Raw genomic sequence first — 13,558 nt, 5'->3', positions numbered from 1 at the left:
AATGACGTGTTAAGCTTTAAGTGTCATTTAAAAACACAAAATGAAATGAGGTGATATTTTGGAGAACGCTAATGTGCGCCGATTACGTTTTCGATCACTACGCCAAAAGCTTAATATTTCCCAACGCCAATTATCTATAGATCTTAATGTTAGCGAAAGCCATATTAGAAATATTGAAAGTGGCAGAGGTAATCCTGACGCAAAACTATTATTTAAGTTATCGAATTACTTAAATACAACTCCTGAGTATTTATTTCCGGATTTAGCTGACGTTAATGTTAAAAGGTTTGTTAAAGAATCGTATTGTCATTATTATAAACGTTCCATTTGATTACCTCAACAGGAGCTGACTTTTGAAAAGAGGAGGATTCTAAATGTCAAATCGTATTATGCAGTTAGAAAGATCCCCTAAGTTGTTAGAAGTACAAGTTGATGAGGAAGCAATCAAAGAAATGTATTACGATGCAATCGAAAAAAGAATGGAGAAGCTTGATACTGAGTTGGTGTATTGGGATACAAAAGAACTAAAAAGGCGAACATGTATGAGCTGGAATACCATTCTTAATAATTTCTTTTATGAGAATGAATTTCCAAAAATCAAAGTTGGTGGGAAGTGGTATTTTCCAGCAGCGGAAACGAAAAAATTCCTGAACAAGTGGTTATTACAATTAAGATAAATCATTTGAATAAGGAGTGATTCAAAATGGCTGAAGTGAAGTGGATCAAACTTAGTACGAACATGTTTGAGGATGAAAAGATCCGGTTGATTGAGAACATGCCTGAATCTGATATGCTTCTGATCATCTGGATAAAGCTTTTGTCTCAAGCCGGAAAAACAAACGCCAATGGTTACATCTACTTGAACGAAAACATTCCCTATACAGATGAAATGCTGGCTACCATTTTTAATCGTCCGCTGAATATTGTCAGACTTGCACTAAAGACATTTGAAGACTTTGGGATGATTGAAATCAGTCATGAAAACTTTATCGCTATCAGTAACTGGGAGAAGCATCAAAATGTCGAAGGGCTTGATAAGATTAGGCAGCAGACACGAAATCGTGTGGCTAAACATAGAGAAAAAAAGCAGCTTGAAGCAGGTAACGATACATGTAACGTTACAGTAACGCATAGTAACGCAACAGATATAGATAAAGAATTAGATATAGAAATAGATAAAGATATAAATATAGAAAATGCATTTAAGAACACGAAAGAAGAAAAGAATGAGAACAAAACTACAAAAGTGCATGAATACTTCCAAAAGCATATAGGAAAGGCATCTCAAAAAATTATAAATGAGATAAATGTTTGGACAAAAGTATTGAATGAAGAGCTAGTGATAGAGGCAATAAAAAGGTCTGTTGCTTGTGATAAAGCTTCGTGGACATATACAAGAGGCATACTTTCAAAATGGGTTAAAAGCTATGTTCAAAGTTTAGATGATGTGAAATCCCTGGATATTCAATTTGCAAGTCATCGAAAGGAGATTAATAATGGAAAGTCGTCTGAACCATATAATCGAATCTCTATGTCAAAAGCATTTTCAATTACCGGCGGAAAGGTTGGTCGCATCCGAAAGGCTAGATGATTATCATTGTACAAAATGTAAAGACAAAGAGATCATCTTTTATCGTGTACACAAAGATACAGAATGGCATTGGAACTCAGGTACACAATCTTGTGTTCCTGCCAGTAAAGTACCTGAGTCTGATTATTATCTTGGTAAAGTCTGTGGTCCTGATAATGCATGGGAATGGCATGATAGCTATTCTGAAAGGTGCAGCTGCATCAAACAAAAAAATGTTGAAAAACTTCTTCGGTCATCAGAAATCACAGATGAATTCAGTAATAACAGCTTTAGCAACTTTATCACAGAAGGAAAGGATCAATTGATAAAAGATGCTTATCAATGTACCCAGGAATATATCTTAGACTTTAGTGATATCCGGAGAATGAGAACAAACAGTATTGCCTTGCTCGGACAACCAGGTGCGGGTAAAACGCATCTTCTGACTGCTATAGCTAATCATTTAATCAAGAAGATGCAAATATCTGTTCTATATTTTCCATATGTTGAAGGCTTTGATGATCTAAAAGACGATTTTGAAAAGCTAGAAGAAAAGATGGTTCGGATGAAAAAGGTAGACGTACTCTTCATTGATGATCTATTCAAACCAGTAGGGCAACTAAGACGACCAAGAGCAACGGAATGGCAGATTGAAAAAATGTATGCTCTTATCAACTACCGCTACTTAAACCATCTGCCAGTATTAATTTCATCCGAATTAACAGTGGATGAAATAGAAGCAGTGGACGAAGCGTTAGGATCGCGACTCTATGAGATGTGCAGGAACTATATGGTCATCATCAAAGGGGATAAGAAGATTTTGAACCGGAGACTAAGCTAGGAAACAAATGTGTGTATTTCATTTATTTTTATAATTAAATAATTTATAAAAATGTTTACTTGTTTTTTAATACATTACAGGTTTGTGCTAAAATTCCTCTCCAAAGGTCATTAAAAATGTGTTTAAAATGTGCGAAATCAGCCTGATTTTCATTTTAAAGGTGAAGGACGTCCGTATCCATTGACTAGTAAGGAAAATCCACCTTGTTTTTCCAGGCTATCGCCGTGGAAATCCCGTGACCTCACACCACCAACATCATGTGTTGTGAGGTCACGGGAGCACAAGGTGGAAAGACAGATGTATAAATAGAGCGGACGTCCTATTGTTGTATATATTTGACTGTGATATTATTCCAGTATAATTTAGGGATTTAATAGATTTTAAAGAGAAGTGATTTTTGAGTAGAGGAGGTGGGTAAGTTCAAGGTCAAGAGATTTAAAAGAAGCTAATGATTTTTAGTTGTTGATCAATTGTCGATTTGGTTAAAGATTGAAGGGAGGATTTCTTTGGAGAGGAAATGATGCCTATGAATCTGTTAGCCGAAAAACAAGAAGAAGTACTGCAAGTTATCAATCGCTTTGGAGTCATTACGACAACTCAGCTCTCAGCTTTTCTAAAGGGTAATATTTCACATGTCACGGTCTATCAAACGAAGCGCAAATTGCTATCATTAGGTTTTTTGACTGAAGAGAAGATCGGTTATCAATTGATCTTAGCCATGCGCCCAAGCGGTGTCGAATATCTCGGAAGTTCATTAACGCGGTTTACAAAATTTAACTACTCTACCCTTAATCATCAACTCGTCATGATCGATTGTATCCTAGCACTTAAAAATATTGCTGAGAAAACAGGCCAGCCATTTGAGTTCATCACAGAGCGTGAACTTAGGAGTGAGTATATCGAGCAGAACTTTACTAAAGCAGACCGAAGAAACACAACATTGTTAAAGAGAATCGCGGATCGCATTCCGGATTTTGTACTTCTGGAGAATGGTGAAAGGATCGCATGTGAAGTAGAACTCACCCGAAAATCTTCAAAGCGCTACATCGAAAAAATGAATCGTTACCGAAATGAGATTCTTAACGGTCAGTATAACCAAGTCAGGTATCTGTGTGAGAATGAGTGTATCCGTGATACCGTCATCTCTTATGCGCAACAGACAGGAATAGTCAGCGATATGTTGCAGCTGGAGTTGATAAGGAGGTTATTGCACTTTGCCGAAAAGCAATGAAGACTTAGGAAAAGAATTCGGATTAGGCATTGCGATGTTGATAGGTGTTTTTGCTTTTTTTCCTTTATTAGTTTTTTCTCTACCTTTCTTTATCTTATTTCGTATCGTAAAACAAAACAGGATTCACCTTTCATGCGCTGTGTTAGGATTGATCAGTTTTTGTTTTATCGTCTACACTAATCCTTATAGTTATTTAGGTTTGTATGGCGTTCTGCCTTTTGATGTTACATGGTTAGAGCGAATCGTAAAACAGAAGATGGAGTTTACAAATACTTCTTTGTTTTTGTATATGTCAGGGGGATTATTCGTTTCATATGGCTGGTCACTGATGACGGATTACCACCGTTCAAAACGAGTAAAATCAACAGAGGAAAAACGGGATACATTTAAATCGTCTTCACACTATCAAAAAGTGAAAAAGAACCGGTTCCAACTGACACTAAAAGCGCAAAAGAAATGGAGGAACCAGAAGGAACAAGATCAGCTGCTTCTTGGAATAACCGAAAATGGGAAGCCATACTACATGGATTTTAAAGAGATCAATCAACATATGTTTATTCCTGCCACAACAGGAGGTGGGAAGACAATTTTACTTTTAAATTTTGTAGAGTACGCACTGATAAAGAACCTGCCCTTTATCTTTATCGATGGGAAGGGATCATCTGAAAGTATTGAAGAAGTGGAAACTTTATGTAAACGATACGACAGAAATTTGAAAGTGTTTTCTGATAAAGGGAAATTAACATACAATCCTTTGAAGTATGGAGGACCAACCGTTATTAAAGATAAACTGGAGCAGTTAATTGAAACAGAGAGTGATTATTATTCTTCCATTTCAACGTCTCTCGTTCAGGCTCTTATTCAGTTTATCGATGATTATGAATTTACCCGGGACTTATGGACGTTTGCAAAATATTTAGATCCAAATGAAATTCTTGAAGTATTAAATCAAGATGTTATCGAAGTGGAAGAAGAAGAACAAGCAGAAATGGCAGTGGTAAGCACTTCCTATTCTTCATTTTTGCCAACTAAAGATACGAAGAAGCCAGAGGGGAAAGCTCCAAAACAAAAAGTAAAACCAGTAAGAAGCAAACGGGCTGAAAAAAATTATGAACGTTTGTTTAAACGGTACCGTCATGAAGAGGCAGGAGAGAATCATTTATTCAAAAATGCTTCATCCGTTCGTACGCAGATCTATCTCTTGTTAGACAGCGAGTTAGGGCATCTTTTTGAAGAGACCGATAATAGTCTGGATCTAATCCGAATCAGTGAAGAGAAGGAAGCATTATTTGTCAGTTTTGATGGATTGATCTATGACAAGTTTATCAAAGTCATCGCACGTTTTTTAATACTAGATATTAACTATCTGGTTTCATATCGGAACCGTAATCAATTAAAAGATCAACCCATCCTCGCAATCTATGATGAGTTTTCAGTCTATGCAAATGATAAAATTGTAGATACCGTAAACAAATCACGTTCTGCCGGTTTTCATTGCATCATCGCGACTCAAACGCTAGCCGATCTTGAAAAGAATGATCCGTACCTTGCCAAGCAAGTTGTAGGGAATACGAATACGTATGCCATCGGCCAGACCAACAATCCAGATGAAGTTGATTCCTGGGCAAACACACTTGGCACATTCAAAGATATCGATCTGACGATCACAACTGAAAAACAAGAAGGTCGTTTAAAACGAGTTGATTTAAAAGCCGACAAAGGTACACTGCGGCATGTTCAAAAATTTAAGATATCCCCCGACGAAATAAGAGATTTACGTCAAGGACAATTTATTTTTGCTAGAAAGGCATCAAGAGAATCAGTTCACCCAGAAATCATTTATGTCCGCCATCCGTTGGCAGAAGGTTGAAGGGAGTGAATCAGTCTATGCTTTTTTCTAAACAAAAACAATCCACTTCAAAAAACAAACGCCGTTTATCCTATTCAAGAAAAAACGCTGCAAAAACAGCGTCTATCCTCTTTTTTTCTGTTATGTTTCTATCACTGTTATTCAATGTGGTTTTCTTTACGAAATATCAAGCCATCCGAAATTCCGTCAAAGCCTCTGAAGAAAATGTTCATGACCAGCTAAAAGAAGTAGAGAAAACTAATCTTTTGTATTCTGATTCTATCGAAGTGTTTACCGAAGATTTTCTAAAAAGTTATCTAACTGTACCTAAAGACGAAAAAGAACGCCAAGACCGTAAAGGTGAGCTCTCAGAGTACTTTGTATCAGGATTTGATTTAAAACGTGTCGCAGATTTGAAAGATTTTAAAGGAGAGCGACGAGTCACTGATCTGCAATACATTGATACAAAACACCTCAGTAACCGTGAAGCGAAGGTCAAATTTCAGACTGTCTATGAAATTACTGAGGTTCAAGAAAAAGACGGTAGATCAATTCCGAATACTACTAAATACGAAACAGATATCATAGTTCCAGTAACAAGTAACGGAGAGGGTTTTGCGGTCTATCAGAACCCCAATATGATTCAAGAAGATTTAAAGACTACCATGTCTTATGAAGGGAAAATGCCGGAAGGAGAACCGGTCACTTCTACTGAAACAAAACTCCTGGAGTCTTTCTTAAACGATTTTTTCACTTCATATGGAGTGAGCGATGAGAAGTTGCCATTCATGGCTGACGTTACTGGGGGGTTAGAAGACCAGACACTTCAAGACGTGAATGTGCGTGAAGCCGTGAAAATGGATTCTGGATACACGGTAAATGCTGATGTTCATTACCAGAACAGTGAGACATCAATGAGTGATCTTTATTCTTATGAGTTAAAGCTTGAAAAAGAAAACAATAAGTTCTTTATTACTCGAATCGAATAGGGAGGGAAAAACGATGATAAATTTTAGTCTTCAGGAAGTGACTCAAAACCTGATCTCGCAGATTGGCTTCTTAGTCCTTTTAATCATGGTCATTCGGGCATTAGTCGCTTATACAAGAGAAGATTGGGGTCAGTTCTGGTCAGGTCTAACGCTTGGTTTATGCTGCTTGGTCGTTGTCTTTTTCGGTCCGCAACTACAAGAGCTAGCAAAAGGTCTCGGAAATGCGTTGTTTCAATAAACATTTTGGTTCGTAAAATGGATGGAGGAGAGTGGGATGAAGGGAGAAAATTATACGCAGGAATACAAGTACCCCATCAAAATCTACCGAATCTGGTCGATTGAATTCGCCAACGGACTTGAAGTCAGAAAGATGATCTTTGCTATCGTTCTTGCAGCCGTTCTTTTATTATCTTTTGTACTTGTTGGGATTAAAAATGACACCAATCTGTTTCGTTTTTTCGTAAAGAACTGGCTGATACTTTTGACCGTTATCCCAGGTGTGATTACATTCATTGTTTTCAATCTGAAGTATGACCATAAAGGGGTTATTCCTTTTGTTAGAGACCGTATTACTTTTTACAGAACAAAGAACATGTCTTATGAACATTTTATCGAAGTAGCAAGTGACCAATTGGAGAAAGAAATAACGTTTGAACCATTTCTTCTAAAAAAAGAAGGTGAGAGCCATTGAAAGACGTATTGGAATTTCCAATCGCACACCGTCATATGAATATGGCGTTTAACAAACGCAAGCAGGTTTGGGCTTTTTATCGGCTCGATGAAGAGTATGTCAGATTAAACAGCGATAACGACTTTAAACGCTATATGGAAAACACGGCTGCATTCTTAACACAAGAAGAATATGATTATCACATTATGATTCTTCCAAAGAGATTTGACTTTGACACATTTACGAAAGTGGTAAATGAGCATATTGTTCAAGGTGAGTTTTCAGATATCGGACATAAGTACTTCAACCGTGCTTCAAGGGTATTACAGGAAGAAGTGTTCTTACATGAATACGATGTATATGTAGGCGTTCATTTGAACAAAACAGATGATGCAGTATCCGCAAACGCAGGTGAACTAATCTCCCTCTTTTTTAAGAGAGTAAGAGAAGATGTTTCTAAAATGATGTTTTTTCAGACGCAGGCAGAAGATGATTTTAGCTATTACGAAGAGTTGGAACGTACCTTTAGTTCTAAAGCTTCCAATCTTAAACACCTCCAAAAGCTAAGTGAAGATGAGATGGATAAACTGATCTATTATATGTTTCATCGGACCAGTGATCTTTTTTCGATACCTGAAGGTTCTTATAATCTAACAGAGGGTGTCATTAAGAACGAGTACGGCTACTTAACCGTTACACACGAAAATCATAAAGAATTTTTAACGTTTCTGCCTTTCATTGAAATGCCGGCTTTTATTGAAGGTTATCGTTTCATTCAAGATATATTAGAGAGTGTTTCGTTTCCTGTTGAAATACAGATTCGATATCATTTTAAGGAAAACGGATCTAATGCTCGGCAAGTGAGAAAATTAAAACGTCGATTCACAAACTTTGATCGTGAAATTCAATCCACTCATACCGCAGACGATGACCGAATTGTCGAGATGGCATCTGACAGACTAACAACCTTACTTGATGATGTAAAGTCCAATAAACGGCAGCTATTGTTCATGACATTTACGCTTGTTGTCTCAGACGTTAGTAAAAATGGATTGGATGAAAAGATAGGAGCTCTTCAAACATTATTTAAAAATACGGGGTTTCAAGTCACAAAACCTCTGGTAGACCAACTTACTCTTTTTTCACAAAGCCTACCAGCTTCATATGTGGATTATCAGTACTTCGAACAAGTTGTCGATGAATCTTATCTGGCACAAACTGGGATGAACTTGAACAATCGTGTAGGAAATCGGTTTGGCATGGTTCTAGGGAAAGTGGTAACTGGAAAGAAATTATCTCATGTGGAACAAGCGAGAGAGATCAATAATAACGTAGTCATCTTTAATCCCCTTTTGACCAAAAAGGCAATCTCAGGAGCTGATCATACGAATGGGAACATCCTGATAACTGGTCCCCCAGGCAGCGGAAAGTCGATGCTTGTTAAGAATTTCTTTACTTGGAGTACCTTTTTTGGTTCAAAAGTGCTCTATATTGATCCGAAGAATGAATTTCAACGGTATTATCAAAGGGCACTCAAGAAATTTGGTGAAATTCCAGAATTTCGCTCGCTATACGAACGTATCAACTTTATTCATCTTTCTGAAGATAGTGTGTATCACGGTGCTCTAGATCCACTCGTCTTTTTAAAAGGCGACCAAGCGATTCAAACAGCAATGATGATTTTAAATACGTTAGCAGAAGTTAGAGGATCTCGTGATGAAAGTGTAACAATCTATGACGCCATCATTGACGAAGTTAACCAAGAAAGTAATCCTACTCTAACAGGAGTACTTCAAAGAATTCAGAAGAAAGATCATACGCTTGGGAAATTCATTGAAAAATATCGGCACGGACTAGGGAGAATGTTATTTGGAAAGGAAGATTCTAAAGGACTTGATTTTCAAAAGCAGATTAATGTACTAGGACTACAGGGGCTGCGTTTGCCTGCATCTGAAAACATGAACGAGGAAGAACGTATCGGTCTTTGCCTGATGATGTCAATCTCTAAATATGTTCATACTTTTTCTACCAATCAAGAGGAAGAAGCCATGATCATTTTTGATGAAGCATGGACACTCAAACGATCAGCAGATGGACAGAACCTTATCGATGAAATGTTACGAACAGGCAGATCACTGAGAACAGACATTGTTCTTGTTACACAAGCATTCGATGACTTCAATGTAGACACCACTAAAGAACAGATCGGAATCAAGTTTTCGTTCCGTCCTAAGTCAGATGATTCGATCAGACCTATCTTACGTTTTTATGATATGGAGGAAAACCAAGCAAATATCGAAGTAGTCAGTTCTCTGAAGTCGGGTATGTGTCTATTCCAAGACCATCTTGGCCGCAATCAAGCCATCGCAATTGATATCCTGTTTGACGAATGGTTTGAAGCATTCAAAACGACTGAAAAAGAATCACAAGCCGTACAAATGGAAGAAGCTTTTCGCTGAACATGAGAGGAGAGAGTCTTATGAAAAAAATGATTTTAATAGGATTAGGGGTTTTCCTTTTAGGAGGATGTGGGACAAACGAACTTGGACTTGATGGAAAAAAGACTCATGAAGCCGTTTCAAAGAAAGCACTGGAACAAAAAGTAATTAAGGATGGGAATTATTCTGCAGAAGATATTCAGCTAGTAAAAGCTTGTGAAGCTATCGAAAATGGAAAATCAGAATTTAAGGGCGATTATATTGTTTCCTGGAAAACGAAGGATGATAAATATAATAGAGATTTTATTATGAAAGATTATAAAATCTCCTATGGAACAAATAATTATAAATCTAACTCCGATCAATGTGTTAATTACTAGAGGAGGTGAAGGATGTGAAACATCCATTTTTCCTTTCCTTCTTTTTCTTACTTCTGCTCATATTTCAATCGAGTGTGGTTTTTGCAGAAGAAACGGAAAGAAAGGCGAAAGAACGAGATGAATCTGCGTATGAGTTAATGTCATACGCGGATGATGGCTGGTGGGATGTCGCAGCGAAAACAGGTTCGGCGACTGCAACTGCGGTGAAAAACTTTTTTTGGATGATCAATATTGTACTTTCACAAATCACGATGATGGTCGTTTATCAACTCTTTTCGCTCGATGTAGTGGACATGACAAAGGATGCCGTCCATGAAATAACAGCTGGAACTGCCGGCACCCTTACATTTAATTTTGGCTTGTTTGCACTGTCTGTAGCTTCCATTGGAATCGTTGTAAGATCCTATATTCAACAAAACTGGCAGGCGTTCTTTAAACTATTAACTCTAATTCTACTAAGCCTTACTCTCCTATTTTCCATTCAATCTAAGAAGTTCAATTATATCGACCTTGCACATGGTCTTTCTACATCACTAGAAAATGCTGTAATGAGTGTCAATCCAACTCTTAATGATGATGATGCTTTTCAGTTTAATAGCTTTGATAAGAACACAGCAAAAAATGTTTCTATTGGCATTGAGAATAAAGTATTTGATGCGTTAATCTATAAACCTTACCTACTACTACAGTATGGGACTACACAGGAAAAGAAGATACTGGCCGAAGATACTAATCGAATCAGTGACTACTTAAAAGCAGACCCAAGAATTGAGGAAGGGGTAAAACAACGAGAAGAAATTGCTCAGAAAGAATATGATCAATACGATAACAAAAATATCTTTGCGGGTAATGGATGGAAGCAAGCCGGTTACATTCTCGTTATGATACTTTCAACGGTTATACAAGGTGTCGTGTTTTTCTTTATCGCATTAATTCGTGTGATGCTGCAGTTCGCTTTTATCATGATGCTGCTTTTAGCACCCATCATGATTTTTATCAGTCTGTTTCCAAGTTTTGAAGCACTGGTTGGCAGATACCTGAAAGGGACAACCATTCTCATTCTTTTTAAGTCAGTGACGATGTTCTTTGTACTAGTGGCGACTAGTTTTATTTCATTGGGGTATGAGATGACAAACATGTCGGATGACATTTATTACAGAATCTTTATTCAAATCATGTTTTGTGTGGCAATCGTCTTCATGTACTCCAAGCGTCAGTTTGCTCTTAGTATGTTAGAGGGTGCTACACCAAATCTTCATCAAATGGGGGCATCTACTTTAAATCGTAAATCTATTAGTAAAGCAAAACGAGGTATGCAAGGTGCTGTTTCACAACTTCGTCAACCTATAAGAAGATTCTCAGCAATAAAAAATACAAATACCAATGATCAAGACAGCTCTTCAAGCAGACATTCAGGAAACGTTCATCCTATTCGTCCCAATGGAAAGACTAGTAGTTCCCATTCAAGAAGCTTTAAATATCCCAACCAACCCAAACAAGACACCGCTGTTGCCATGGAACAATCATCTTCCCATTCTTCATTCTTACCATCCCAATACCGGAAACCGAAGAAATTAAAACATCAATCATTCAATAAGGATGAACAGAATTTCTTAATGAAAAATAAGAAAACTTCACCATCCAATCAAATCACTAACCCTGACAAGAACGAGCAATTAAATGCACGTAAACAAAAAATAGAATCGATGACCTCTCCTAAACGGACTCAATCTTCAGCAAGAAACCCGTACCAAATAAAAGATAAGACTTTCGAAAATCAATTGGAGCAGACCCATGGAAAGTTAAATCGAACACCCCGACTTCGTTCGTCTAGCAAGGATTAGGAGGGATGCCAGTTGATAAGACAAGCTGTAGAAGTAAAAGTGAAGACAGCCATATGGGTATTGGTACTGAAATATCTGCTACCTATCATTCTATTTATTGGACTGCTTTTCGGAAGTGCCTTTATGGTATTAATGATGGCTGATCAATTATTTGGTGGTAAAAACAATACGTTAGAAGAAGGAACGGCTAATGTCAGTCAAAATGTCCTTAAACATAAAGCAACGGTAGAGAAATACGCAAAAGAATACGAAGTGAGCGAATATGTCAGTGTTCTACTTGCTATTATGATGCAAGAGTCGGGAGGAAAAGGTGACGATCCAATGCAAGCGAGTGAAAGCTTATGTGGAAGTGTTGGGTGTATTAAAGATACTGAAAAATCTATTGAGCAAGGTGTAAAGTACTTTTCTGCAATGCTTAAGGAAGCAGAGGGTGATTTGAAAACGACCATTCAAAGCTATAATTTTGGTAGTGGCTTCATCGACTATGTGAACCAAAATGGAGGGCAGTATACAAAAGAGCTAGCGATTGCATTTTCACAACAACAATATCAAAAGTTAGCACACACTGGACTTTATAGCTGCGTACGCCCTGAATCTTTAGCGGAGCAAGCTTGCTATGGAGATATTGGCTATGTGGATGCCGTTTTGCAGTACTATGATTACACTCTTCCTGCTTCAGGAAAGGGGGATTGGTCGTCTCCTATAAAAGGTTTGAAGAACGTAACCAGTGGATTCGGATGGAGAACTTGGTCTGATGGTAGCAAAGAGAATCATAAAGGTATCGACTTTGGTTGTATCAATCATGTAACACCTATTCATGCAGCAAGTGAAGGAAAAGTCGTTTATTCTGGTTTTCATAAAAATAAAAACGGAGCTGCAGGTTATGGGAATTTAGTTATATTGAAACATGGAGATAACTTATATTCCGGTTATGCTCACTTATCGGAGGCGAATGTTAGAAAAGGTGAATCGATCAAAAGCGGTCAGAATATTGGAGTTTGCGGTAGCACAGGAAATTCAACAGGTCCCCATCTCCATTTTGAAATTAAAGAATCCAAATGGAGTAATCACCTAAATCCACATACTCTACTGGGTTTATAGGGAGGAGGAAAATTTGAAACAGGAATTCATAGTAAAGACAGGTTTATTAGGTTTCACGATTATATTAATTCTACTTATCTGGTTCGGCTTTCGAACAATCGATCAGCAAGCTGTCCAAATTAATAGACTTACAAAAGAAGTTGAACGAAAAGAAGATCAAATACAATTTTTAAAAACCAATACTAGAATGAACGAAAAAGAAGTCAACGAAACTGAAAATGCAAAGATTGAAGAGAGCATTAATGTTTTTATACAGTCCATGTTTCATGTGAAAGATGATCAACTTGAACAAAGATGTGAAAAAGCAAAAACAGTATTAACACAAGAACTGTTCAACAAGTACTTTTCTACTGAAGAAGGGGAAAAGCTTCTCTATGAACATGAAGTCAATGATTCAAGGGTTTACATCAAAAATGAAGGTGAGAACAGTAGTGCTGTCGTTACATTTGAGGAGACTATAACATCTTTAGCTAATAATCAAAAAGAAAACTCTCGTATTACTTTGGAAGTCTTTTTACAAAAGGAAGGAGAGAAGTGGTTAGTCAATGGATTTGAACAATTAGATGCTGAACCATTATAAAAATGAAAGATGTCTTGCTAAAAAGGACATCTTTTTTCTTATATTTATTCAATGGGCCAGATATT

At 37.2% G+C, this 13,558-nt stretch carries 14 protein-coding genes; all 14 read left to right on the top strand.

The annotated features are described in order from the left end of the window. Nucleotides 1-73: 73 nt before the first annotated feature. Nucleotides 74-331, top strand: a complete 258-nt coding sequence (locus tag IHV12_RS02460; protein ID WP_312035278.1) for a helix-turn-helix domain-containing protein — start codon at nt 74-76, stop codon at nt 329-331. 82 nt (nt 332-413) lie between these two features. Next, complete coding sequence (locus IHV12_RS02455; RefSeq protein ID WP_197130003.1) at nt 414-677, top strand: group-specific protein; 264 nt, start codon at nt 414-416, stop codon at nt 675-677. A 26-nt stretch (nt 678-703) separates the two neighbouring features. Beyond that, nucleotides 704-1,591 carry a phage replisome organizer N-terminal domain-containing protein gene (locus tag IHV12_RS02450; protein WP_197129628.1) on the top strand — a complete coding sequence of 296 codons (888 nt, stop codon included), beginning with the start codon at nt 704-706 and terminating at the stop codon, nt 1,589-1,591. Beyond that, the gene (locus tag IHV12_RS02445; RefSeq protein ID WP_197129631.1) at nt 1,497-2,411 is read left to right on the top strand and encodes an ATP-binding protein; all 915 of its coding nucleotides are present in this window, start codon (nt 1,497-1,499) and stop codon (nt 2,409-2,411) included. Before IHV12_RS02450 ends, IHV12_RS02445 begins: the two co-directional genes overlap by 95 nt. A gap of 517 nt (nt 2,412-2,928) precedes the next feature. Beyond that, nucleotides 2,929-3,642, top strand: coding sequence for a hypothetical protein (locus tag IHV12_RS02440; RefSeq protein ID WP_231607358.1), 714 nt, complete (start codon nt 2,929-2,931; stop codon nt 3,640-3,642). Beyond that, on the top strand, nt 3,626-5,512 hold the full coding sequence (locus IHV12_RS02435) for a type IV secretory system conjugative DNA transfer family protein (protein WP_197129634.1): 1,887 nt from the start codon (nt 3,626-3,628) through the stop codon (nt 5,510-5,512). Before IHV12_RS02440 ends, IHV12_RS02435 begins: the two co-directional genes overlap by 17 nt. Before the next feature lie 17 nt (nt 5,513-5,529). Further along, nucleotides 5,530-6,480: a conjugal transfer protein gene (locus IHV12_RS02430; protein WP_197129637.1), complete on the top strand. Its 951-nt coding sequence runs from the start codon at nt 5,530-5,532 to the stop codon at nt 6,478-6,480. 13 nt (nt 6,481-6,493) lie between these two features. After that, a complete protein-coding gene (locus IHV12_RS02425) occupies nt 6,494-6,718 on the top strand; it encodes a hypothetical protein (RefSeq protein WP_231607359.1) in 225 nt (74 codons plus the stop codon). Between the two features lie 36 nt (nt 6,719-6,754). Continuing rightward, entirely contained in the window at nt 6,755-7,171 is a 417-nt protein-coding gene (locus tag IHV12_RS02420) for a TcpE family conjugal transfer membrane protein (protein ID WP_197129641.1), read from the top strand. Further along, nucleotides 7,168-9,609, top strand: coding sequence for an ATP-binding protein (locus IHV12_RS02415; RefSeq protein WP_231607360.1), 2,442 nt, complete (start codon nt 7,168-7,170; stop codon nt 9,607-9,609). Before IHV12_RS02420 ends, IHV12_RS02415 begins: the two co-directional genes overlap by 4 nt. 20 nt (nt 9,610-9,629) lie before the next feature. Beyond that, entirely contained in the window at nt 9,630-9,968 is a 339-nt protein-coding gene (locus IHV12_RS02410; RefSeq protein ID WP_197129644.1) for a hypothetical protein, read from the top strand. A gap of 14 nt (nt 9,969-9,982) precedes the next feature. Next, a complete protein-coding gene (locus tag IHV12_RS02405) occupies nt 9,983-11,812 on the top strand; it encodes a CD3337/EF1877 family mobilome membrane protein (protein WP_197129647.1) in 1,830 nt (609 codons plus the stop codon). 12 nt (nt 11,813-11,824) lie between these two features. After that, entirely contained in the window at nt 11,825-12,913 is a 1,089-nt protein-coding gene (locus IHV12_RS02400; RefSeq protein WP_197129650.1) for a lysozyme family protein, read from the top strand. A 13-nt stretch (nt 12,914-12,926) separates the two neighbouring features. After that, nucleotides 12,927-13,493 (top strand): hypothetical protein, encoded by a 567-nt coding sequence (locus IHV12_RS02395; protein WP_197129653.1) that lies wholly within the window; start codon nt 12,927-12,929, stop codon nt 13,491-13,493. Nucleotides 13,494-13,558 lie beyond the last annotated feature (65 nt).

The sequence above is a fragment of the Fictibacillus sp. 7GRE50 genome (assembly GCF_015903875.1).
GTDB classification, from domain to species: domain Bacteria; phylum Bacillota; class Bacilli; order Bacillales; family Fictibacillaceae; genus Fictibacillus; species Fictibacillus phosphorivorans.
The sequence above is the reverse complement of the archived record's forward strand: the minus strand, read 5'-3'. Positions and strand labels throughout refer to the sequence as shown.